The sequence below is a fragment of the Haemophilus sp. THUN1692 genome, from assembly GCF_059704395.1.
Genome location: NZ_AP046579.1, coordinates 1902486 through 1923122, shown reverse-complemented (window position 1 = coordinate 1923122; position 20637 = coordinate 1902486). Strand labels below are relative to the sequence as shown.

Genomic DNA, 20637 nt, shown 5'->3' with positions numbered 1-20637 from the left:
ATTGGCTCGCCTTCGTTATTAAACAAAGGATATATTATGCTGAGTTATCGTCACTCATTCCATGCGGGCAATTATGCAGATGTCTTGAAACATATCGTCTTAATGCTCATTTTGGAAAATCTTAAACTCAAAGAAAAAGGCTTTTTTTATTTGGATACGCACTCTGGTGTAGGTCGTTATCGTTTATCCTCAAACGAATCAGAAAAAACGGGGGAATATAAAGAAGGCATTGGACGTCTGTGGGATCAAACCGACTTACCCGAAGATGTTGCTCGTTATGTAAAAATGATCAAAAAACTCAATTATGGTGGCAAAGAACTACGTTATTACGCTGGCTCACCGTTAATTGCTGCGGAATTGTTGCGCTCACAAGATCGCGCTCTATTGACCGAACTTCATCCTAGCGATTATCAGATCCTTCGCAATAATTTTAGTGACTACAAAAATGTCACCATAAAATGTGACAATGGCTTTCAACAAGTCAAAGCAACGCTACCTCCAAAAGAACGCCGTGGCTTGATGCTAATTGATCCGCCTTATGAATTAAAAGAAGATTATGATCTTGTTGTCAAAGCCATTGAAGAAGGCTATAAGCGTTTTGCCACTGGTACCTATGCGATTTGGTATCCCGTTGTATTACGCCAACAAACTAAACGTATTTTTAAGGGCTTAGAAGCAACGGGGATTAGAAAAATTCTAAAAATTGAACTCGCTGTTCGACCTGATAGCGATCAACGAGGTATGACGGCAAGCGGTATGGTGGTAATTAATCCACCTTGGACATTAGAAACCCAAATGAAAGAAATTTTGCCTTATCTCACAAAAACATTAGTTCCAGAAGGTACTGGTAGCTGGACTGTCGAATGGATTACACCTGAATAACCGTCTCTTCCCATTCTAAACCCCACTAAATTTCACCGCACTTGACTTCAAAAGTGCGGTGAAATTTTCTGAGATTTTAAATACCCCAAATCATTAACCCCACTGTTCCCAAAAGCCCATTTTTTCGCTAGAATGCACGCAATTTTTGACTTAATAAAGGATAACATTATGTTTGGAAAAGGCGGTTTAGGCGGCTTAATGAAACAAGCCCAACAAATGCAAGAAAAAATGCAAAAAATGCAGGAAGAAATCACGCAACTAGAAGTAACGGGTGAAGCTGGTGCAGGTTTGGTGAAAATCACAATTAATGGTGCACATAACTGCCGTCGCATTGACATTGATCCGTCTTTAATGGAAGACGATAAAGAAATGTTAGAAGATTTAATCGCGGCCGCTTTTAACGATGCGGTGCGTCGTGCAGAAGAATTACAAAAAGAAAAAATGGCATCGGTTACCGCTGGAATGCCATTACCTCCAGGAATGAAGTTTCCGTTTTAATTGTTAGGCGCGTGAAGATAAGATTCACGCGTCATCTCTCATTTGCCTCTCATTAAATCACTATGCAAAGCAGCCCACTTTTAGAACACCTTATTGAAAACTTACGTTGTCTTCCAGGCGTAGGGCCTAAATCTGCGCAACGTATGGCTTATCATCTTTTACAGCGTAATCGTAGCGGTGGAATGAATTTAGCTCAAGCACTTACAGAAGCCATGTCTAAAATTGGCCATTGTTCACAATGTCGAGACTTTACGGAAGAAGACACTTGCAACATTTGCAATAATCCACGCCGTCAAAATTCAGGCTTGCTTTGTGTCGTTGAAATGCCAGCAGATATTCAAGCTATTGAGCAAACGGGGCAATTTTCAGGACGTTATTTTGTCTTAATGGGACACTTATCACCACTTGATGGTATTGGGCCTCGTGAAATTGGCTTAGATTTACTGCAAAAACGCTTAGTAGAAGAATCTTTCCACGAGGTGATTCTTGCAACAAACCCAACAGTGGAAGGTGATGCAACAGCAAACTACATCGCTGAAATGTGCCGCCAACATAATATCAAAGTGAGCCGTATCGCTCATGGCATTCCTGTCGGTGGTGAACTAGAAACTGTGGACGGCACAACGCTTACTCACTCTTTTCTTGGTCGTCGTCAAATCGACTAATCTTCTCATACCATTATGCGTTTATTTATCGCCGAAAAACCAAGCTTAGCTCGCGCTATTGCTGACGTGCTTCCAAAGCCCCATCAACGCGGTGATGGTTTTATTAAATGTGGCGATAATGATGTGGTAACTTGGTGTGTAGGGCATCTGCTTGAGCAAGCAGAACCCGATGCCTATGATCCTAAATTCAAACAATGGCGTTTAGAACATCTCCCTATCATTCCTGTAAAATGGCAACTTTTACCGCGAAAAGAAGTAAAAAAACAACTTTCTGTGGTAGAAAAACTGATCCATCAAGCCGATACACTTGTTAACGCAGGAGACCCTGATAGAGAAGGACAATTACTTGTAGATGAAGTGTTCAGTTATGCTAATTTATCTACCGAAAAACACGATAAAATTTTACGCTGCTTGATTAGCGACCTGAATCCAAGTGCGGTAGAAAAAGCGGTAAAAAAATTACAACCCAACCGTAATTTTATTCCTCTTGCCACCTCAGCTCTCGCACGAGCCCGCGCCGATTGGCTTTATGGCATCAATATGACGAGAGCCTATACCATTCGTGGCAGACAAACTGGCTATGATGGCGTGCTTTCTGTTGGGCGAGTACAAACCCCAGTGCTAGGTTTAATTGTGCGCCGAGATTTGGAAATTGAACATTTCCAACCGAAAGATTTCTTTGAAGTACTAGCTTGGATTAATCCAGAGAATAAAGAAGAAAAAACTCAGGAGAAATCAACCGCACTTTTCAGTGCCTTATGGCAACCTAGCAAAGCTTGTGAAGATTATCAAGATGATGATGGCAGAGTGCTTTCTAAAGGCTTAGCAGAAAACGTTGTAAAACGTATTACAAATCAACCTGCGGAAGTAACCGAATATAAAGACGTTCGTGAAAAAGAAACGGCCCCCTTGCCTTATTCTCTTTCTGCGTTACAAATTGATGCAGCAAAGCGATTCGGCATGTCCGCTCAAGCCGTATTAGATACGTGCCAACGCCTATATGAAACTCATCGTTTGATTACTTATCCGCGTTCTGATTGTCGCTATTTGCCCGAAGAACATTTTTCAGAACGCCATAACGTATTAAATGCAATTTCAATCCATTGTGAAGCTTATCAAGTCTTACCAAATGTCATTTCAACTGAACAGAGAAATCGCTGTTGGAATGATAAAAAAGTAGAGGCTCACCATGCAATTATTCCGACTGCCAAAAATCGCCCAGTAAATCTAACACAAGAAGAACGTGATATTTACAGCCTTATCGCTCGCCAATATTTAATGCAATTTTGTCCTGACGCAGAATATCGTAAAAGCAAAATCACATTAAATATCGCCGGCGGTACTTTTATAGCTCAAGCGCGAAATTTACAAACGGCTGGGTGGAAAGAATTGTTAGGCAAAGAAGACGACACAGAAAATCAAGAACCCTTATTACCAATAGTAAAGAAAGGACAAATTTTGCATTGTGAACGCGGAGAAGTCATAAGTAAAAAAACTCAGCCCCCCAAGCCTTTTACAGATGCAACTTTGCTTTCAGCAATGACGGGGATTGCACGATTTGTACAGGATAAAGAACTTAAAAAAATTCTGCGAGAAACGGATGGGTTGGGCACAGAGGCTACTCGAGCTGGCATCATTGAATTACTTTTTAAACGCGGTTTTTTAACGAAAAAAGGGCGAAATATTCATAGCACAGAAACTGGAAGAATTTTAATTCAGGCATTACCAGATATTGCCACCCAACCAGATATGACGGCTCATTGGGAATCGCAACTCACAAATATTAGTCAAAAACAAGCAACTTATCAACAATTTATGCATAACTTGAATCAAATGTTGCCTGATTTAGTCCGTTTTGTAGATCTTAATGCATTAAGACAATTAAGCCGCATTAAAATGATTAAATCCGATAGAACAAAACCTAAAAGTGCGGTAAAAAAATCGAGTAAATCAAACGGTCAAACTGATTAAAGTTAAACCAATTAATATTTTTTTTATGCAAAGCACTTGCGAGAAAATTGAATTTTCTATAACATTCACGACCAGTTTTCTTGCAAAATTGCAAACTTAGAGAGAAAAAATGTATCAAGTTCTTTTATTTATTTATGTTGTTGTCGCGATTGCCTTGATCGGGTTTATTCTCGTTCAACAAGGTAAAGGAGCAAGCGCTGGCGCATCTTTTGGTGGTGGCGCATCAGGTACAATGTTTGGCTCTGCTGGTGCAGGTAACTTTTTAACACGTACTAGCGCGATTTTAGCAACCGCATTTTTTGTTATTGCTCTTGTTTTAGGTAACATGAATTCACATAAAGGCAATATTCAAAAAGGTGCTTTTGACGATTTATCACAAGCTGCAGAGCAAGTTCAGCAACAACGAGCGGCTCCAGCTAAAGAAAATAAAAATAGTGACATCCCACAATAAAATAGGATTAGCATAAAAATTAAGGCTCTGGTGGTGGAATTGGTAGACACGCTATCTTGAGGGGGTAGTGACCACAGGTCGTGCGAGTTCAAGTCTCGCTCAGAGCACCATTTGACTAAACAAAGCCCCGCGAAACCAATCGCGGGGTTTTGTTTTATCCAGGTTCCACAAGGGTTTATAGCACTTTCACCCATCATATCTAATCGTCTCTAATTGTCTTTAATCGCAAATTTTAGTAACCAAAATAGTAACCAAAACTTATAATGGTTACTAAAACCTTATCAGTGAAATTACAAGATGGCCAGAATAGTAAAACCTTTATCTCCGACTGAAATCAAAAATGCTAAACCAAAAGAGAAAGAATATACCCTATCTGATGGTGAGGGCTTATTGCTGCTAATCTTACCTAGTGGTTCTAAAAGCTGGCGATTTAACTACGCTAGACCAGTAACCGGGAAAAGAACCAAAATGGCCTTAGGCAGTTATCCAGAATTATCGTTAGCAGATGCTCGTACTAAACGTGAAGAATATCGTGCGTTACTTGCTAAAGGTATCGATCCACAAGAAGAAAAAATCCGCATCCAACAAGAATATGAAAACCGCCTAAAAGATACGTTCCATTCTGTTGCAGAAAGTTACTTTAATGGTATTTACAAAGAAAAAGCTAAAAATCCAGAAACACGAGAAAAGAATTGGGAACGATTAAAAAATCATATCTTCCCTTATATTGGCGATAAGCATGTATCAGAAATAAAAGTTAAAGAGTTAGTTAGCATTTATGAAAAAATAGCAGATAGAAGTAACACCCTCAAAAAAATACACCAGCTTGTCGGTGCAATTATGGATCATGCAATAACAAAAGGTATCATCGAAAGCCATAACTGCAGATTGGCCGTGAAAAACTTCTATATAAAATCATCTACGCCACATCCCACTATTAAACTTGATGAACTCTCAAAATTATTCCAAGACTTAGAAAATGCTCGTATAGGGAAGAAAACCTATTTATTAATTTGTTGGTCATTCTTAACAGCATTACGACCAAAAGAGGCGGTAAATGCGGAATGGTCAGAAATTGATTTTGATAACAAGTTGTGGAATATCCCCAAAGAAAAAATGAAAGGACAAGCAGATAAAAAACGACCGCATACTGTGCCTTTATCTTCACAAGCAATTCAGCTTTTAGAAGTGATGAAACTGTTTTCAGAAAATAGCTCTTTTGTTTTTGCTGGCCGCTCATCAAAAAATCAACCAATGAATAAAGCAACCGTAAATGTAGCTCTAAAACGTATCGGCTATAAAGATAAATTAACTGCTCACGGCATCCGTGCGTTTATTAAAACATTCTTAGCCTCTAATAAAGTTGAACGCAATGTATCTGAAACTATTCTCTCTCATTTATTAGAAGGCGGAGACGACTTAGAAAATACTTACAATCGATATAATTATTTAGAAGAAAGAAAACCCATAATGCAACTTATCGGTGATTATTGTGAATCTTGCGGAATGAACTTAAATTTATAATTAGTATATTAAAAAAGTTTTTTATAGGTTTTAGTCTTCACCTCTTCACCTTTGGTGTTTTTCATTTGTAAATCAATACTTTAAGTGGTGAACACTACCCATTTGACTCTTCACCAAGTCTTCACCAAAAGGTGAACACTCAATAAAAAAGCGGGTTTTAACCCGCTATTTTTAACTAAACATTTCATTTCGAAAACTATCAAAATCCTTAAAATGGATATTTGTCCTACGTCCAGTTTTGGTATGTCTCTTGATGAAATCATGTTTATTGCCATTCTGTTTTAAGGCTTGCTCAACCCCTATTACAAAGTTGTTCAGCCCTAATTCACCGATATTCATCGCCTTTGTATAGGCTAAATAGGCTGGGTAAAGGTGCGTTCTTATTTTGTCTAATCCCATGTTTGTAACACCAATAAAAAGCCCATCTGTTTGCTCTGTCGTGTAGAAATAACCGAAGAAGTCTGTAAGTGGATCAGATAGTTTTTTAACTTCTAACGCCTCTTGGCTTTCCATTTGTGCTTTTAAAGCCTTTTTCGCATCATTTGGATCAGGGAATGAATCAAACACCTTGCGAATAATTCCGCCTACTTCTAGAGTGATTTTATCCATAAAATGCGGATCGCGTTCATCTTCTGGTACTATCTTTTTGAAGTCAAAAATAACACGTCTTCGATCAACTCCACCAGAACGCTCTGTAAATGAACAAGGTCTATTATTTATCAGCATAACTAGGGCTGTGATTTTTACATCAAATGGATCTTGATAATTATATCTCACCCTTACAGTATCCCCGCCAGTGATAGATTTTAAACCGCTGCCGTCTCCAGCATATTTTGATTGTTCAGGGCATAAAATCAGCGTTTTATTTTCAAGCCCAGATAGTCCGCGTTCATCATCAAACTTTTCTAAGTTACTTGATGCAGTGTTTTTTACACCAGCCAATAAAGTGGCGATACTGGCAAACACAGATTTACCACTTCCCCCTTTTCCTGTAATTTCAAAGAACATTTGCCAGTTATAACGATTGGTTAAGATCGCATATAAAACGGCTAGAATGTTTCTTGCTTTCTCTTTGTTTCCATCAGATACAAAGCTCAACCATTTGTCAAAGTGCGGTGTATCTGTAACATGCTTATCATACTTATGAGGAATACAAGAGATTAGCCAGTTTTGCCGATTATGAGATTCAAATTCCATTGTATTGCGATTTAACACGCCATTCTCAAAGGCTATCAAATCGTTAGACATTTCTCCCATTCTTGGCAATTGGGCTTTTAATGTCTTGATTAACCGCTCTATTGTAGAATCGCTATAGTTAAATTCATTTTCATCAAGAAATTTAACTGCCTTCTCTTCCAAGTCATCATTTTCTTGTTTATTCCACGTTTTACCATCATAAGCATAGATTTCTCTGCAACCACGCTGTAGTGCCATATCTAAATTTAACCACTTTTGAAAGGCTCGTGATTTTTTGTTCGTTCCGTCTTTTTCTTTTAATTTCTCTGGCGGTGCTAATTGCTCTGCGAGATCTGCAGTATCTTTATCATTGCGTAAGCGTTGAATATAACCACTTAAATCTTCTTTAGTCTGCGCTGCAGCATCAAGAAGTTTGACATCTATCGCATCAGAGTTTTTAGCTAAGTTTTGGCAAATAGCCGTTATTTCAGCTTGTGCCAGTTCACCATATTGAACAAGTTTTACTGATTGTTGATCTTCTTTGACTATGCGGATAGAAGAAATATTCTCTAACTGGCTTTCAGCAAGAATAACTGGTTTTATATTTCTATCTAATCCGTGAATAAAAGAACATAACAAGAGCCATTCTTCACCCTTTCCATTATCCCACGCTTGCCAGGCTTTACGCCCAGCAAGAATAAAAATATCAGAGTAAGGTTCATGAACTTGATCCGCAAGGTGCGGTGCATTGATTAATTTAGCCATTGTTTGCCTCCTTGCTCCGCATCAATCCCCAATCCAATCCCTGCACATTGCTTAAATAAAAATGCGTCCTTGAACTGAATCACTCGAATTTGAGCGGTAGGGTAGATTGTTTTGAAAGGCGCTATCGCCTCCTCAGCCTCGGCACGTTCTCTTTTTCCCTCTGCGTGAATAATGGGCGCGCGTGCATTGCCTAAGCTAATTTCTAGCGTGTAATGATTTAAATTAATGGCTCTGATATTCGTGAGTTTCCCTTGTTGAGCATAAGCGCGATGAAGGCTTAAAATATCCCCTTTGGTTTCTCGCATTGCGACAACAGTCAGCATAAATAAATCATCAATAACATGATAGCCAGCAGTTAAAATAAAAGCGGTTTTACTCATTATTTCCCCCCTTGCAATTTATCACCCTCAATGCGTTCAATATTGAGTTGGTTTATTTGCGCGATAACTTCACCGAACTTATGAATTAAGTAGTCATTAGCTTGATTAAAGTTTCTGATTGTTTCTTGGTTATTTGAGCTAAGTTTTGCACCTTGCGCCTTAACCATTTCATTAAATAACTTTCCGCCTGTTTTTAATCTCACCACTAAATCAGTAAGTTCATCTCTAAATTTGATTTTGTGATGAAAGTCATCAGGATAAACCTCTAAACACTTGCGATTACTGTCTAAAATCAACTTGAATTGGCGTGACAGCTGGGCGAATTTAAAAGATAAGGGATTAGCGTAGAGTTTCCCTTGATATTTGTTTTTGGTCTCGCTACCTACGTTTCCTTGCGTATTTTTAACCAATCCAGAATTGGTTTGGTTGGCACTTTTAACCGCACTTTTAACGAGCTCATTTTTGAGCTTGTTACTTTTTCCGTTGTTCGCTTTCCATTGTTGAAGTTGTTGCATTGGGTTACTTGGTTTCATGTTGTGCCACCTTTCTAATTGTTGCTGCTTTCTTGATTTGTTCGATTGATACCGCCAGTCCTTTGTAGTGTCCAGAGTGTAGATAATCTTCTGCAAAGGCTAAGAATTGTTTAATACGTTTGTAAGATTTCTCTAACTGCTCGGGTGTCGGTGTATATGGTGCTTTGAATGCTTTGATTTTTTTAGCTTTCATTGTCTTCCCCTTTCAAAATCGTGATCACTTCTAACACCCGACCGCAAATATCAGCTTGTCCTATTTCGTGCTTACATCTGATTTTTGCCTGTAACGCCTCTCTAAGCGTGCCATATTCGCCCGCTATGAATTGGTCGCCATCGTCATAAACAAAGATTAATTGATAGGGTAGGTTCGGTTTAATCATCATTTCTTTCAATCTCCCCATCTAAGCCACCAGCAAGATAATATTCGCTCAAGCTAGCGGTTTCTCTTAACGCATTGAGTAGATAGGCATTTGCCTTGATTAATCCCCCGATATGTTTCACGTTATCGTTACTCATTGCCTCGCGTGTAAAATCCTGCTCTGTGTCGGCAAGGTTCCCCAGCGTTTGCATTAAGTCGCCTAAGTGCATCAATCCATATTCGATAGATTCACATAACATTTCAGATTCATTGCACAAGTCTGTTAATTTTTCCTTGCTTATTGGTACAGGGATTTGCTTGTAGTTGTTAATGTCATTAAATTCCGCTATCTCTTGTAGTGCAGATAAAATTGATTGATTAAACATTTGCGCCCCCTTGTGTTGCAGATACAGAAAGGGTAGGAAGTGCCGCTAAAGTGCGGTTATTTTTGGGGTAGATTTTCATTGTTGGATTTCCGTTTAGTTTATTAGTAAAGAGATTGCCATAACCTGTAGTAAGGTGTGACAAGGGTTCAACTACAACACTAAACGGGTGATTGCTCGCCTTATTCGTGCGGATAAACTCCGCCTTATTTCGGCGTATAGACCTTGCCACAAATTCGGCTTGCGACAACGCCCCCAATTTTTCGGGAACGTATGAGAAAGGAATTTGGGGTATAAAAAATCCGCATTGATAACGGCTGCGGTTTCCGCCGTTTTGTGTTGTAGTGCTTTCAATACTACCTACATCTTCACATTTCGGCAAGCTGTGATTATTTACAGAGAGAGGAAAACGCGCGGCTAAAGTGCGGTTGTTTTGAGGATTGATTCTCGCCACCACCGCAATAAAACGATAATCAGCAGATAGGCTCAAACGTGCCTGTTCTTCGGTGGTGGAATTAAGAGATATGACGCATAAGTTAAAATGCGATTGTGTGCGATTGACGCAAAGAAATTTGTAAATCATTTCTGCGGTGTCCTTGTATAAATTTTTAGGAACTACCGCTAGACTTTCCACGGTCGGGCGGTAGCACGTAACAGGGTGGAAAACTGCCATACAAGGAAAGCAGCCAACCACTAAGGGTTGCCCATTACGCGCTACCATTGAGAATAGTCTATCAAAAGATAGATTATTTTTGAGAGGTGCGTAAACGCTACGAACAAAAAAAGCACGATTAAATGGCGTGCTATCGTTCGCCTTGTATAAATTCAGCTTTCCACGGCTGGCAATCACTTTTTCTGATTGCGAGGAAATCATAGCGACTTTCTGGAACGCTGGCAAGCTGTGATTATTTCCATTAGTTGAAAACGTGCGGTTGTTTTTGAGTGGGTTTTGGTTGATTCTGCCAATAAATAACAAGGTATCGCCATCGGTAAAACGTGAGCGTGCTTGTTGTTCATTATCGGCAAGAAGTCTGATTTTGATTTGAGGTGCGCGAATAAGCGCGAAAATGAATTGATACATTTTGCGTAACTCCAATTGTAAACACTTGAGAGTTACCGCGGAAAGTTTGCAGGCTTTGGCGGTAACGTGTAACGGTCTGCAAAACTGCGACAATTGGAACACAGCAAAGGGCGAACCTTTGCCGCTACACGCTACCATTGAGAGAGATTTGTAGATTTGATGAATAAAAACAAAATCCGCAAATTCTTTAGGTGTGCGAATGTTACGCATAAAAAAACACGCTTTAGGCGTGCTCTGCGCCAATTGTAAATAAGTCGAGTTTGCAGGCTCGGCAATCGTTTTTTGCGACTGCGGGGAAATAATGCCAAATTTCACCGCACTTTGTAAAGGTTTTTTTATAAAGATTTCTGATAAAATAGTTTTGTAACCACCCATATGGTTACCTCCTTAAATTAGAATCGTTTCTAAATTGTTACGCCATAGTTTCTTCTTCCTTGCTATGGCGTTTTTCTTTTCTATTAACCAATGATTAAGCACGTGCAGCCTTCTGTTCTTCAATCCATTGATTCACTTCCTCTAAATCCCAGCGGACAAAGTTTTGTGAAAAGCGGATTGGTTGAGGGAATTTCTTGGCTTTTACAAGCAAATTGAGTTTGGTGCGACCAAAGCCAACAATATTGCAGGCGATTTCACCAGAGATTAGTTTTTGTTGTGGGTTTAATTTCAGATTTAATTTTTGAGCTTCGTTCATCCCGTAACCTCTATAATTGTTGATTAATAACATTGAGCTATTCAATAACTCGGTTGGTTGCGTAACGTTACGGAGAGATATGGTAGAAGTGAGGTGATAGAAATTCGGGAAATTTCCAGAGATTTCCAGTAATTTCCCGAATTTGATTATTTCGAGGTGTCTAAGTCGATGCCTTTTACCCAGTTATTAAGGGTTCTTCCTGAAGGTAAGTATTTATCCAATCCATGTAGTTCAAAGCTTTTTTGAATTGAACCGTCTTTCCCTTTTTCGCTACTATTTGGGTCATAGATATGCGGGCGTGGGTTGCTGGCAACTTCTTCACCGTAAAGAATTTGTAGTAAAGATTTTATAAAAGCATTCTTCTTGTTATTTGAGGCAGTATCTGCCTTTATTGAAGAATTATTTAGAGATAGCTTTAATTGCGCTATTTCTTCATCTTTTTTCTTTAGCTGGGCTTGTAATGATTTAATTTCCTGCTGTGAACTTTTATTAAAGTACTCTTGTGGTAATAATTTTAATAAATCGTCATGGCTAATTTTTATATCTTTTTCAGTTATAGCTTGCTCTAAATTTAATAGATTTATATTAAGTTTTTCAGTGGTTAAATTTTCTTTATTTTTATCTAGTGAATCATCTTCGTCATTAATGTTTAGAAATGAAAATATTTCTTTTTTATCAAAAAAATATGTTTCTAAGCGATATATCTCAAAATCTTCAAATTTATATTCATCACTCCAACACCCCGGAGTGTTTGGGTCACAGAAATATTTATATAAATTTTCTAACTCTTTCCACTCTCCGTGTAATTTTGGAGTAAGCTTAAACCTATAACTTCCGCCATGCTGCCCGTACACATTAATTTCTTTTTGATTGTTACCATAATTTAATACCTTCTCAAATAATATAAACATGGAATTAGGTAAGTCTAGTTTATATTTTTCTCTTAATAGTTTTAGGGTGTCAAATAAAGTAAACTTATTTATATGATCAAAATTAGTTAGATTAAATCCCATAATAATGCCCCTTTCGCATTCATCCTTATTGGTAGGAGCGCATCAACAAAGTAAGGTGCTTTGCTTTCGGGAGCTACCCTAGATGCGCTTTATTTGATTAATTATTCCTTTAAATTAATGGTGATATTGCCTAATCGAGTTTCTTTTCCGTCATTTCCAATATGCGTTATTGTTCCGCTAATGAACGGTTTATTTTCCTCTTGTTTTTTCCTAAATTCATCTTCTATTTGCTCAAGGGTTTTCTCCATTATCATTTTTTCTTCCGCCTCTTTGCTCGCTTTTTTTTCAATCCACCAAAACCATACAATAAAAGCGATAAATATAGGGACTGAATAAAACCCTAATGCTGCAATCATAAGAAAACACAAGAAAACTAAAAATATTATTAGTAAACCATCAAACATAAGCCGTTATCCATTAAGCTTTTCATGAAAATATTTTATCAAAGTTTAGATCCGTTAAGCTACGATTGTTTTTTTTGTTATTTGGTTTGAGATATAATAAGAACGTTCAGAAATGAACAAAGTGGTAGATGATGGCCACTTGACCTGTAAGTCAGATGTTGTTGCAAAAAAGCCCGCTTAGTCGGGCTTTATTTTTTTAATTTAGTTTTTTCATTTCACTAATGAATACTTTTTTTGCAGTATTAATAGCCCTTGATTTCCCTTTACCCCATGCTCTTTCCATAAAATGTGCACCGCTCATTTTTTTCGTTCCACGATCTAACATAAACCAATAAAAAGGGTCGGTGCGGTCTTTGGTGTTATCTCGAACGCTTGCCATTCTGCGGCCTTTAGTTCGGCGTATGCGCACAATAGTTACCCCACCGCTTTTATCTTTAAATAATCTTGTTCTGTGGCGCACATTGTTTTTTACCGTGCCTTTTTTTCTAAAATCAGTACTCTTGGATAGAGTTGGAACAATAGGCTTAATTTCATCTTTTAATACTTGTGCTGCTGCGTTTAATGCTTTTTTGATCGCCTTTGGTTGTTCTGTCATTAACTGATTTTCAATCTTTATTCTAAATTGTTCAATTGCGTTACTAAAGTCGCCCATTTTATTCCTCCTATAAATCAATACCATTAAATTGTTCTAATGCGTGTTTGTGTTCATCTGAAAGTTCGAAAATTAAATCGCCATATTCAAGTTGATAAGTGCCGAATGACATCAGAAAGGCTACGGCTGGGTCTATTTTGTTTGCGGCTTTCTTCTTGTTTGGTTTAATGTTGGCGTTGGCATCGGTTTCCATCACCACATTGGATAGCGCCCAGGTAAGCACTGGATCGCCATGATGTTCTATCATCTGTCTATTTATTAATACTTCTGCACTTTTCGCCACTGGGCTAAATCGTTGATAGGTTTGCGGGAAGGGTTCAACCTCAAGCCCAGCCGCTTGTAATTGTGTGCGTAAATGGGTTGCATTCCATACGTCAAAGCCAATCATCTTAATATTGAAACGTTGTGCATCTTTCAAAATATCATCTCTGATTTTGTCATAGTCGATACAGTCGCCCTCTGTTGCAATCAGCCAGCCACTACGCACCCAGTTTCGATACATTGCACGGTTTTTATTTGCCACGTTATTAAGTTGAAATTCGGGGATATAATGCCGAGTAACCAACCGCACTTTCTTCCCTTGTGGAAAGGTATAGCAAAGACTGGTTAAGTCATTGGTGCTAGATAAATCCAGCCCTAAGTAACAATCTTGGTGAAGTAAATCGCTTTCAGTGTACTGCCGTTCGCATTGCGCCCAGTTTCCTTCGCCGAGCCACGGGGTTGTGCCTTGACACCATACATTAAATCGCTTGGTAAGCATTTCCACCCATTCGGAAGGAATTCCCCTCGCTTTCTTGATAGTGTTCTCAAAATCAAGGTAAGGAATGGATTTACCAATATTGGGATTGGCTTTTATCCAATTTTCTTGACTGTCGATTTCGCTTTCTTCGTCCAATTCAAAAATCAATACGAACAAGCTATCGTTCTGCTCATTCCCTTCAAGGATTTGTGCACAATAATCATAGTGCTGTTTGCAAGCGGAAATCACATTACTGCCAGCCGTTGTAATGGCAAAGAGCAAACCTTCTGGGCGTGCGCCTTGTCCTAGCTCTAATGCGCTATAGACGCTGTTGTCCGTGTGTAGGTGGTATTCATCAACAATCGCTAAACTAGGGTTTGTGCCTTCAATGGTTGAAGATTTAGCGGCCAATGGGCGCATGATACTGTTGTTCTTCGGGTTGATGAGTTTGTGCTGTTGAATGTTAAGGCGTTTTTTCAGTAAAGGCGAAAGTAAGCACATTTGACGCGCATCATCAAAAACGATTCGGGCTTGGTCTCGGCTCACGGCTGCCGTATATATATCCTGTTGGCCGCCTTCCATCACCAAAAACCAATTGGCTAAAACGGCTGCTACCGTTGATTTTGCATTTTTTCTTGCCACTTGAACGTAAGCAGAGCGATATTTTCTTAATCCTGTATCTTTTCGTTTAAAGCCGAGAATGTTAGCAAAGAGAAAAACTTGCCAATCTGAAAGAATAATCGGCTCACCGCGCAAGTGTCCTTTAACGTGTGGGCATAGTTTCGAGAAAGCGATAAATTTTTCTACCGCACTTTGATCAAAGAAATAATCGGGGTTGTTTAAATCGTTAAAATAACGCGCTACGGCTTGTTTTATCTTCTTACAAGCCACTATTTCACCTGATTGAATTTTCTCTGCGTATTCGTGCCAGATTGCCATATTTAGCCTACATTGTGAGGATTTCATCAATCATATCGGTTGAATCAACTTCAACAGGATTTTTTCTACGGCTAACTGGATCAAAGCCTAACAGTGAGGACATTTTCACCATCACTTTTTCTGCATCGGCTTTCGCGGATAATGCGGGGTTTCTTGATTGCGTGCCTTGGCTATTGACGATTGAAAAGCCGTTTTTGTGAATATCTTCAACGGCTGCACGGAAAAGAGAATAGTTCACGCAATATAACTCAAGGTGAATTAAATCTGCATCTTGAATATCGCCACGTTCAAGAAGTTGAGGGATGCGCTCTTTCCATACTGATTTAGCAATCGGATCTAAAAAACTTGGCGGGGTGTGTAAATTCTTCTTTTTGGCTGTCATTGTGTTTCCTTATTTTCAAAAAAATTACCTTGCATAAAAATTAAATGGGGCGGGCGGTTCTTTAGGCTTGCCACTTTCTTTTAAAAACTCCCCCTACCCGTAAAAGTTTGATATAAATCAAATTTAACCAACGCAATTTTGCGTCGGCTGGTAGGCGAATTTTTTCGCTTACCATATGCAACAGTTGAGGTTATAACGACCTCTCCTCAATTTTGAGGGCAGCTTTATTTCTTAGTACCATAGCTCAGTTGTTACCATATGGCCACAACTCAACTATGGTCATATGACCATAACTCAACTGTGGATATATCACCATCATTCAGGTGTTGCGATATCGAAACACCTCAACTGTGTACATATGCTCATAATTCAGTTGTACACTTATGTACTCAACTCAACTGTGTACATATGGACATGCTTTAATTGTTTCGATATCAAAACGGTTTACTTCTTCGCACCAAATCCGCGTTGGTCTATCACTCGTGTTTTATAGCTATGGCAATCACGGCATAAAGATTGATGGTTAGATTCAACCCAAAATAGCGGATCTGCTTGTCCATTCTCTACAGGCTTGATATGGTCTATCACTGTAGCGGGCGTGTAGATACCTTTCTCTAAGCACATCACGCAAAGAGGATGATGCTTTAAGTATTGTGCTCGGTATTTGCTCCACTTATGATCGTAACCTCGTGCGCTGCTGTTTGGGCGGTTGTCCTTTGGCTTATGCTCTTCACATCTACCCGACTTCACTTTATTTCTACATCCTGGATAACTACAACGTCTTAACGGTTGATAAGGCATATCGGTTACTAAATCCTTAGTAAGCGCAAGGCTCTCTATAGACTTCCCATAATGCGGAAATCGTCATGGGTGCTTGTTTAAGATTGGCTAAGTCTGTTATAGCCTCACGGTTTGTGTAGAGGTAGGCGATATACATTAAGCAGCCGACTTTAATTGATGGCGTAAACGGAACTGTATTTTCTGTTTCCTCATCACCAAAGGTTTTGCCAATATGCTTTTGGCATACTTCCAATGTAGCGACCTTATAGGTTTCGAGTAAGTCATCATCTAAAGCATGATCAAGATTTAAATGCGCTTTGATGTCATCTAGGGTTAAATTAATATTCGCCATAAGCCTCGCCCTCTTTACACATTAACTGCAATTCTCGGTGTGATTCCATACTGTCTATCACTGAATAAATATCAAATAGTCGTTTACCGTATTTAATCCGCATTTTGTTTGTAATGCCCTCAATGTAGCGAATGCGAATGCGGATGATGCTTTCACCCATTTGAAACGGGCCACTAAAATACTCTCGCCCTTGCAATGGCTCTACACTGGCGCGAACGGTCGCAATATGTTTCCAAAATGCTTTGTGTTCACCGTGTAGATTGGTTTCTCGCTCTCGGGGATAGTTTCTCGCCTCAATGGTGATGACCTTGTTATATTTCCCCGCTTTAAGCATCACTGCCATTGCTTGCCCCCTGTTCTTGTTCATCACCATGTTTAACTTCTACGGTTTGTTTCCAAGCCTGACTAAATTCATTCCCACCTTCATAAGGCGGTAAACCTTCACGTCTACGAACTTCATTTGGAGACATTACACCCGCTTTGATTGCTACATCATAGCTACTGAAACGTTCGCTTTGACTGGTGCGCAATAAGTCGCTTGTATCAAATTCGATTAAGTAACGTTTCTTGCTGTTGCTACCTAAATCAATCATTAAGGCATCTTTGAGTTGTTGCTCAAAGTTAGTAAGCCAAGGGCGCAAGGTTTGAGAAAGAAATGCGCGGCTTGCCTCACTGAAATTCGCATAGCTACTATTTGAATAATCTTGTAAGAAAATCGGGCTAATATTGTAGATTCGGGCTATATCGGAAATGGTGAACGTGCGACTGGCTAACCATTCTGCATCTTGGTTTGTCATGCCTAATTGTTTATATTCCATTGAGCCTTCAAGAATAGGGGTTTTACCTGCATTCTTCGCACCCTTGTAACGTTCTAGGGCTTTGACGGCTTTCTGTGCTTTTGCATCATCTAACCATTCAGCCGTTGAAATAAGCCCGCTTGCCATCAATCCGTTTTTCATAATGGCTGCGCCATGGCGTTGTTGGGCTAAACCTAATCCGACCGTTTCACGGCAAACTGTTATCGGGGAACGCCCCATAAATCCATCAACAGAACTATGGCGTAAATGCAAAATCTCATCTTGAAGATAGTTTTTTGTTACCCCGTTTAAGTCTGTGATTTGATAAATATATTCACCAGTTACTTTACGGAAGATATTTACCGCACTTGGTTGATAGGGAGTAAGGCTTATTGGTTCGCCTTTGTTATTCCACTCAATCACGGCATAAGCGTTACCATTTAGCAAACAATGGCGCATCATCGTATTTTTGAATTGATACGGTGTTTGGCTGCGGTTTGGCATTTCATTGAGAAGATATTCAACAGGATGACGATAGATTCTTTCTCGGCCATCTTCTTTTAGTGCGTATAAGATAACAAGGCATTGATGCGACCGCCTCTGAAATGACGGTAACAGCATTCATCACGGCAGGTAACGATTCTGCAGTTTGTGGACTGACAAATTCGCCCGCACCTGTATTGTTTACGCCCATGTAAGATAAAAGCTCTTCAATCGTAGTTGGCTCGCTGCGTTGCTCTTTTCGTCTAAAAGGATTCCACATATTAAGCCTCCATCACATCAAGCCACTGTTTCAAAAGTGCGGTAGAGTGTTCTTGTGTTTTTTCTTTGGCCGCGACCATCGAACGCTTAGCAATTTCTACGCTACTTTCAGGATAGGCGGGAATGCTTGTTACGGTAACTTCAAAGAGTTCGGCTTTTTGTACGGTTCGTTGGCAAGGCTCTGCATCAAAATCCCATTCTTCTTGACTGGCTCTAAATCCAAAGGACATGCCTGTAATATCACCGCGCGAGACACTCACCAATAAATCTTTCCCAATCGTTGTATTGGGCGGCGTGAGTTCAAAACGTAAGCCGATTGAATCTTCTTCTAGTTTTAATGTTCCCGCACTAGTGCGACCGAGTAACTTGGTGTAGTCGTGTTCAAAGAGTGCACGAACATCTTCGCCACTGGCTAAACTTTCACTGAATGCTTTAGGCGCAAAGGATTCTACAAAATCACAGTAAAGCACTTGTGAAGGACTGTTCCATTTGACCGCATAACCAACGAGCTTTTGATTCTCTTCATCGGTAGCAATGGTTGCAGAGCGGATTTCAAATTCTTTCTTCATTTTTCACCTATTAAGCAAAAAAGGGGCTTTCGCCCCTCTATGATTTATGCCGTTGTCTCAATCACTTTAATTGCGTTGGAATCTACCACGCCACCACCCAAATATTTATCGGTGTGAACTTTATAAAATCCTGGCTCGGTTAAGTTGTCTGGTCGAGTTCGCACGCCTGTTTCATGATCGACAATGAAATAACCACGTTTGAAATCACCAAAGGCAATCACTGCTTGATTTGCACCACCTGTCGGCATTGTCTCTAAGAAGTAAACTGGACGGCCTAATAATGTAGCAGGTGCATCGGTTGTTAAACCATCGCGCCAAATGTAATCGCCATTTTTGTTTTTGAGTTTTTGTAATGCTGCTGCAATGGTTGATGACATCACCCATACGGCATTCTTGCGGTATTTACTGTGAAGGGTATAGAACGCATCGATTAAAGTGTCTGCCTCAATTTTTGCCGCACCTGCCACTTCGATTTTTTGAAGTTTGCCGAATGGGCGCACTTTATCGTTTTCAGTTGTGCGTTCGTAGGTCAATAAACCTTTTGATTTTTTGTTACCATCACCAGAGGTTAAATCTACTTCTTCTGTTTCAGTGAAGGTCTCAGTGATTTCATCAGTAAGCCAACCTAAAACATCAATGCTTGAGAAGTCCAAAATCTCTTGAGTGGTTTTCGGATAAGCATAGATTGAATTCAAAGCAATGGTTACTTCGTGAAGTTTCGGGGTTGCTGTGCCGTTGCGTGCTGTGCCCTCTGTGCCATGCTCAACGGTTGCACCGCCAGCCGATACTAATTTTTTGTATTCTTTCGCACCGATAGGTAAGCGAACGACATTACAAAGCTGGCGCATGACGCTATCATCTGTTAAGCGTTTCATGACCTCTTTGTCTAATTGCGGGATAACTGAATAGCCGCCATCTTCACCGTTAGCTGTCGTTAAATTGCGAAGTTCACCGGTTTTAATGTAATGGCGCAATTCATCATTTGAAAATTGTTTCGTGCTGCGAGTTTCTAATGGGTTAGATTGCGAACCAAGATTACGTTCTTCATCTGCTACGGTTTCGTATTTACTGATCTCATCACTCAATTGTTTCACTAAATCTTTCGATTTATCAAAATCTACTGATTCAGTTTCATCCAATGAACGATTTTCTTTTTCTGCTTTATCAAGCATTGCACGCATTTCTGCGACTTTTTCTGCCTTTTGTTGGCGTAACTCAATTAATTTTTTAAACATAAGTTTTCCTTGCGTTATTTGATTGGGGCTCGACCATATTCAATTAAGTAAGAAAGCGTACCATTCATCCAAGAAGCATTATCCTCATCATAGCCATAACGGTATTGAATCCCTCTGACAAATTGAATATGGCGATAACCTGTAAATGTAATAAGGCTATTAACCTTCTCTGCAATCCGATCAATGTTGGGTTCTCCCTCGCTATATGGAAGGAAGATTGAGATATTGAGTTCTGCTTGCCATTCGGATTCTCCCATTACCTTAAAATCACATTCTGCATCATCTAAGAATACTGAAATTGCAGGTAGTTGCTGTTTTAAGCTCGTGAAGAATGCTCTACCGTTATAAACATTTCCAATCTCTGGAATGTTATTCTTGATTAGCGTAACGATTTCGTTTCTAACTTCGTTGTGAATAAGCATTTTTTACCCTTATTTGTTCTTAATTAAGAGGGCTTATAAAAAGCCCATAGAACAATATATATACAAAAAATATAAAGTAAACACCTTAAATTTCAATAGTTTAGATACGATTAGATACGTTGAGTAAAATATTTTATTCAGTGATTTTTTTAGGTGATTTTGGGTTTGAAAAGATAATTTAAGATAGGAATTTATCTATTTTTTATAGGTGAAGACTTGGTGAAGACTTGGTG

Annotated in this window: 25 protein-coding genes, 1 tRNA gene and 1 pseudogene; 7 read left to right on the top strand and 20 right to left on the bottom strand. The window is 39.3% G+C overall.

Going from position 1 to position 20637, the window contains the following annotated elements:
- The first annotated feature begins 36 nt into the window (after positions 1-36).
- The 7 genes from AC6H0A_RS09910 to AC6H0A_RS09880 all read left to right on the top strand — a co-directional run bounded on the left by AC6H0A_RS09910 (position 37) and on the right by AC6H0A_RS09880 (position 5991).
- On the top strand, positions 37-882 hold the full coding sequence (locus tag AC6H0A_RS09910; protein WP_005641253.1) for a 23S rRNA (adenine(2030)-N(6))-methyltransferase RlmJ: 846 nt from the start codon (positions 37-39) through the stop codon (positions 880-882).
- Positions 883-1050: 168 nt separating this feature from the next.
- Entirely contained in the window at positions 1051-1380 is a 330-nt protein-coding gene (locus AC6H0A_RS09905; RefSeq protein WP_005641251.1) for a YbaB/EbfC family nucleoid-associated protein, read from the top strand.
- 62 nt (positions 1381-1442) lie between these two features.
- On the top strand, positions 1443-2045 hold the full coding sequence (gene recR / locus AC6H0A_RS09900; RefSeq protein ID WP_005641249.1) for a recombination mediator RecR: 603 nt from the start codon (positions 1443-1445) through the stop codon (positions 2043-2045).
- Positions 2046-2060: 15 nt separating this feature from the next.
- Positions 2061-4016 (top strand): DNA topoisomerase III, encoded by a 1956-nt coding sequence (locus AC6H0A_RS09895; RefSeq protein ID WP_005641248.1) that lies wholly within the window; start codon positions 2061-2063, stop codon positions 4014-4016.
- Between the two features lie 109 nt (positions 4017-4125).
- Complete coding sequence (gene secG / locus AC6H0A_RS09890; protein ID WP_005641246.1) at positions 4126-4467, top strand: preprotein translocase subunit SecG; 342 nt, start codon at positions 4126-4128, stop codon at positions 4465-4467.
- Between the two features lie 24 nt (positions 4468-4491).
- Positions 4492-4577, top strand: a tRNA-Leu gene (locus tag AC6H0A_RS09885).
- Positions 4578-4764: 187 nt separating this feature from the next.
- On the top strand, positions 4765-5991 hold the full coding sequence (locus AC6H0A_RS09880; RefSeq protein WP_497512638.1) for a tyrosine-type recombinase/integrase: 1227 nt from the start codon (positions 4765-4767) through the stop codon (positions 5989-5991).
- A gap of 171 nt (positions 5992-6162) precedes the next feature.
- Here AC6H0A_RS09880 and AC6H0A_RS09875 read toward each other — a convergent pair whose 3' ends face one another.
- The 20 genes and pseudogenes from AC6H0A_RS09875 to gpU all read right to left on the bottom strand — a co-directional run bounded on the left by AC6H0A_RS09875 (position 6163) and on the right by gpU (position 20404).
- Positions 6163-7932 carry a DNA primase family protein gene (locus tag AC6H0A_RS09875; RefSeq protein WP_497512637.1) on the bottom strand — a complete coding sequence of 590 codons (1770 nt, stop codon included), beginning with the start codon at positions 7930-7932 and terminating at the stop codon, positions 6163-6165.
- Positions 7920-8312 carry a hypothetical protein gene (locus AC6H0A_RS09870; protein WP_497512636.1) on the bottom strand — a complete coding sequence of 131 codons (393 nt, stop codon included), beginning with the start codon at positions 8310-8312 and terminating at the stop codon, positions 7920-7922. The genes AC6H0A_RS09875 and AC6H0A_RS09870 overlap by 13 nt, the downstream gene beginning before the upstream one ends.
- On the bottom strand, positions 8312-8845 hold the full coding sequence (locus tag AC6H0A_RS09865) for a hypothetical protein (RefSeq protein ID WP_497512635.1): 534 nt from the start codon (positions 8843-8845) through the stop codon (positions 8312-8314). Before AC6H0A_RS09865 ends, AC6H0A_RS09870 begins: the two co-directional genes overlap by 1 nt.
- Positions 8832-9038 (bottom strand): hypothetical protein, encoded by a 207-nt coding sequence (locus AC6H0A_RS09860; RefSeq protein ID WP_065264680.1) that lies wholly within the window; start codon positions 9036-9038, stop codon positions 8832-8834. The genes AC6H0A_RS09865 and AC6H0A_RS09860 overlap by 14 nt, the downstream gene beginning before the upstream one ends.
- Positions 9028-9228, bottom strand: coding sequence for a hypothetical protein (locus AC6H0A_RS09855; protein ID WP_065264681.1), 201 nt, complete (start codon positions 9226-9228; stop codon positions 9028-9030). Before AC6H0A_RS09855 ends, AC6H0A_RS09860 begins: the two co-directional genes overlap by 11 nt.
- The gene (locus AC6H0A_RS09850) at positions 9218-9589 is read right to left on the bottom strand and encodes a hypothetical protein (RefSeq protein WP_005656483.1); all 372 of its coding nucleotides are present in this window, start codon (positions 9587-9589) and stop codon (positions 9218-9220) included. The genes AC6H0A_RS09855 and AC6H0A_RS09850 overlap by 11 nt, the downstream gene beginning before the upstream one ends.
- Positions 9582-11042 carry a host cell division inhibitor Icd-like protein gene (locus tag AC6H0A_RS09845; RefSeq protein WP_497512634.1) on the bottom strand — a complete coding sequence of 487 codons (1461 nt, stop codon included), beginning with the start codon at positions 11040-11042 and terminating at the stop codon, positions 9582-9584. Before AC6H0A_RS09845 ends, AC6H0A_RS09850 begins: the two co-directional genes overlap by 8 nt.
- Positions 11043-11136: 94 nt before the next feature.
- Entirely contained in the window at positions 11137-11358 is a 222-nt protein-coding gene (locus AC6H0A_RS09840; protein ID WP_497512633.1) for a helix-turn-helix transcriptional regulator, read from the bottom strand.
- Positions 11359-11504: 146 nt separating this feature from the next.
- Entirely contained in the window at positions 11505-12371 is an 867-nt protein-coding gene (locus tag AC6H0A_RS09835) for a hypothetical protein (RefSeq protein WP_497512632.1), read from the bottom strand.
- A 101-nt stretch (positions 12372-12472) separates the two neighbouring features.
- Entirely contained in the window at positions 12473-12775 is a 303-nt protein-coding gene (locus AC6H0A_RS09830; RefSeq protein ID WP_497512631.1) for a hypothetical protein, read from the bottom strand.
- A gap of 196 nt (positions 12776-12971) precedes the next feature.
- Positions 12972-13427, bottom strand: coding sequence for an HK97-gp10 family putative phage morphogenesis protein (locus tag AC6H0A_RS09825; RefSeq protein ID WP_005641228.1), 456 nt, complete (start codon positions 13425-13427; stop codon positions 12972-12974).
- 10 nt (positions 13428-13437) lie between these two features.
- On the bottom strand, positions 13438-15105 hold the full coding sequence (locus AC6H0A_RS09820) for a terminase large subunit (RefSeq protein ID WP_179230754.1): 1668 nt from the start codon (positions 15103-15105) through the stop codon (positions 13438-13440).
- Positions 15106-15112: 7 nt separating this feature from the next.
- Positions 15113-15487: a phage terminase small subunit P27 family gene (locus AC6H0A_RS09815; protein WP_005626376.1), complete on the bottom strand. Its 375-nt coding sequence runs from the start codon at positions 15485-15487 to the stop codon at positions 15113-15115.
- A gap of 444 nt (positions 15488-15931) precedes the next feature.
- A complete protein-coding gene (locus AC6H0A_RS09810) occupies positions 15932-16288 on the bottom strand; it encodes an HNH endonuclease signature motif containing protein (RefSeq protein WP_044232607.1) in 357 nt (118 codons plus the stop codon).
- Positions 16289-16304: 16 nt separating this feature from the next.
- Complete coding sequence (locus AC6H0A_RS09805) at positions 16305-16619, bottom strand: head-tail connector protein (RefSeq protein WP_005641222.1); 315 nt, start codon at positions 16617-16619, stop codon at positions 16305-16307.
- Entirely contained in the window at positions 16606-16962 is a 357-nt protein-coding gene (locus AC6H0A_RS09800) for a phage head closure protein (protein ID WP_179230753.1), read from the bottom strand. The genes AC6H0A_RS09805 and AC6H0A_RS09800 overlap by 14 nt, the downstream gene beginning before the upstream one ends.
- Positions 16946-18179 (bottom strand): annotated as a pseudogene (locus AC6H0A_RS09795) (phage portal protein). Before AC6H0A_RS09795 ends, AC6H0A_RS09800 begins: the two are co-directional and overlap by 17 nt.
- A 1-nt stretch (position 18180) precedes the next feature.
- Positions 18181-18747 carry an HK97 family phage prohead protease gene (locus AC6H0A_RS09790; protein ID WP_005641216.1) on the bottom strand — a complete coding sequence of 189 codons (567 nt, stop codon included), beginning with the start codon at positions 18745-18747 and terminating at the stop codon, positions 18181-18183.
- Positions 18748-18791: 44 nt separating this feature from the next.
- Entirely contained in the window at positions 18792-19982 is a 1191-nt protein-coding gene (locus tag AC6H0A_RS09785; RefSeq protein WP_005641214.1) for a phage major capsid protein, read from the bottom strand.
- Positions 19983-19996: 14 nt separating this feature from the next.
- Positions 19997-20404, bottom strand: a complete 408-nt coding sequence (gpU, locus tag AC6H0A_RS09780) for a phage tail terminator protein (RefSeq protein ID WP_005641212.1) — start codon at positions 20402-20404, stop codon at positions 19997-19999.
- Between the last annotated feature and the right edge of the window lie 233 nt (positions 20405-20637).

Bases quoted from the DNA above. Each gene is read 5' to 3' on its own strand.
- AC6H0A_RS09895 (WP_005641248.1), top strand. From the start codon at position 2,061: ATGCGTTTATTTATCGCCGAAAAACCAAGCTTAGCTCGCGCTATTGCT.
- AC6H0A_RS09880 (WP_497512638.1), top strand. From the start codon at position 4,765: ATGGCCAGAATAGTAAAACCTTTATCTCCGACTGAAATCAAAAATGCT.
- AC6H0A_RS09800 (WP_179230753.1), bottom strand. From the start codon at position 16,962: ATGGCAGTGATGCTTAAAGCGGGGAAATATAACAAGGTCATCACCATT.
- recR (WP_005641249.1), top strand. From the start codon at position 1,443: ATGCAAAGCAGCCCACTTTTAGAACACCTTATTGAAAACTTACGTTGT.
- AC6H0A_RS09820 (WP_179230754.1), bottom strand. From the start codon at position 15,105: ATGGCAATCTGGCACGAATACGCAGAGAAAATTCAATCAGGTGAAATA.
- AC6H0A_RS09810 (WP_044232607.1), bottom strand. From the start codon at position 16,288: ATGCCTTATCAACCGTTAAGACGTTGTAGTTATCCAGGATGTAGAAAT.
- AC6H0A_RS09840 (WP_497512633.1), bottom strand. From the start codon at position 11,358: ATGAACGAAGCTCAAAAATTAAATCTGAAATTAAACCCACAACAAAAA.
- AC6H0A_RS09830 (WP_497512631.1), bottom strand. From the start codon at position 12,775: ATGTTTGATGGTTTACTAATAATATTTTTAGTTTTCTTGTGTTTTCTT.
- gpU (WP_005641212.1), bottom strand. From the start codon at position 20,404: ATGCTTATTCACAACGAAGTTAGAAACGAAATCGTTACGCTAATCAAG.
- AC6H0A_RS09790 (WP_005641216.1), bottom strand. From the start codon at position 18,747: ATGAAGAAAGAATTTGAAATCCGCTCTGCAACCATTGCTACCGATGAA.
- AC6H0A_RS09865 (WP_497512635.1), bottom strand. From the start codon at position 8,845: ATGAAACCAAGTAACCCAATGCAACAACTTCAACAATGGAAAGCGAAC.
- AC6H0A_RS09805 (WP_005641222.1), bottom strand. From the start codon at position 16,619: ATGGCGAATATTAATTTAACCCTAGATGACATCAAAGCGCATTTAAAT.
- secG (WP_005641246.1), top strand. From the start codon at position 4,126: ATGTATCAAGTTCTTTTATTTATTTATGTTGTTGTCGCGATTGCCTTG.
- AC6H0A_RS09825 (WP_005641228.1), bottom strand. From the start codon at position 13,427: ATGGGCGACTTTAGTAACGCAATTGAACAATTTAGAATAAAGATTGAA.
- AC6H0A_RS09905 (WP_005641251.1), top strand. From the start codon at position 1,051: ATGTTTGGAAAAGGCGGTTTAGGCGGCTTAATGAAACAAGCCCAACAA.
- AC6H0A_RS09860 (WP_065264680.1), bottom strand. From the start codon at position 9,038: ATGAAAGCTAAAAAAATCAAAGCATTCAAAGCACCATATACACCGACA.
- AC6H0A_RS09815 (WP_005626376.1), bottom strand. From the start codon at position 15,487: ATGACAGCCAAAAAGAAGAATTTACACACCCCGCCAAGTTTTTTAGAT.
- AC6H0A_RS09850 (WP_005656483.1), bottom strand. From the start codon at position 9,589: ATGTTTAATCAATCAATTTTATCTGCACTACAAGAGATAGCGGAATTT.
- AC6H0A_RS09835 (WP_497512632.1), bottom strand. From the start codon at position 12,371: ATGGGATTTAATCTAACTAATTTTGATCATATAAATAAGTTTACTTTA.
- AC6H0A_RS09785 (WP_005641214.1), bottom strand. From the start codon at position 19,982: ATGTTTAAAAAATTAATTGAGTTACGCCAACAAAAGGCAGAAAAAGTC.
- AC6H0A_RS09870 (WP_497512636.1), bottom strand. From the start codon at position 8,312: ATGAGTAAAACCGCTTTTATTTTAACTGCTGGCTATCATGTTATTGAT.
- AC6H0A_RS09875 (WP_497512637.1), bottom strand. From the start codon at position 7,932: ATGGCTAAATTAATCAATGCACCGCACCTTGCGGATCAAGTTCATGAA.
- AC6H0A_RS09845 (WP_497512634.1), bottom strand. From the start codon at position 11,042: ATGGGTGGTTACAAAACTATTTTATCAGAAATCTTTATAAAAAAACCT.
- AC6H0A_RS09855 (WP_065264681.1), bottom strand. From the start codon at position 9,228: ATGATGATTAAACCGAACCTACCCTATCAATTAATCTTTGTTTATGAC.
- AC6H0A_RS09910 (WP_005641253.1), top strand. From the start codon at position 37: ATGCTGAGTTATCGTCACTCATTCCATGCGGGCAATTATGCAGATGTC.